The sequence below is a fragment of the Pseudomonas meliae genome (genome assembly GCF_001400515.1).
In the GTDB taxonomy this organism is placed as follows: Bacteria; Pseudomonadota; Gammaproteobacteria; order Pseudomonadales; family Pseudomonadaceae; genus Aquipseudomonas; species Aquipseudomonas amygdali.
In genome coordinates this window covers 1-778 of sequence record NZ_LJQT01000470.1, presented here as the reverse complement: position 1 = coordinate 778, position 778 = coordinate 1, and the positions used below count along the sequence as shown (strand labels likewise).

Sequence of the window (778 nt, the reverse complement as noted above, 5' to 3'; positions counted from 1 at the left end):
GCCATGGTGGTGTTCCTTCCAGATCAAATTCATTTGGATTGCAGAGTAAGGCGTCGGCTTTGGACAGGCAAGAGCCCAGCTCTCCAGTAGCAGCCCCCATTTACAGCGAAATGTCGAGACACCAACCAGGCTTGAGTTCGGTCCGAACACTCACTGACGTAGTGCTAGCGCGCTATGCAGCGCAGGACGGGGAAGACAGCACGCACTGAATTCATACGCGCACTCCCCATCATGAACCATCCTCATGTTCTGTTTTTAAGGGCACTCTGGCTTGCGGCCCCTGCGGGACCGCAGGTATCTGATGTACAGCATATGACACCCCCTGGTCGCGATCTGTCAGGGCCTGTTTTTTCAGGCACTGAACGGCCTCTCGGGGTGCCGCTTGTTCGCCCGGGGTTACCGTTGGCATCGCGTCTGCGCTCACCTTGAGCACACTCACAGTGGCAGGCTTGGTCACCTCAGACAGGATGTGTGCATACCTGGCCACCGTGCTCGCAGAAACGCCGGCGAGTGCTGCAATCGCAGATCGCACCAGTGCCTTGCCCTGGTCTTGGAGCTGACGGCACGCGGCGCGTATCTTCGATTCTGTGGCTTTGTGTCGTAGTTCATGGGTGCGCCTGGCCGCCAGGCTCTGCCGTTCGGTGAGCGATAAGCTGCCATCGAGCTGCATGGCCCCTCGGTGGCAACGGCGATCACCGGTGTAGCGATCCCACGTCCAGCGGCCTACGGATTTGACCGTGGCGCGTATCGACGACAGGGGCAGGTTTTCCGAAAAACC

Annotated in this window: 1 pseudogene; it reads right to left on the bottom strand. The window is 59.3% G+C overall.

The features are described from left to right. Window positions 1-229: 229 nt before the first annotated feature. Window positions 230-778 (bottom strand): annotated as a pseudogene (locus tag ALO64_RS21825) (primase C-terminal domain-containing protein); the annotation flags it as partial.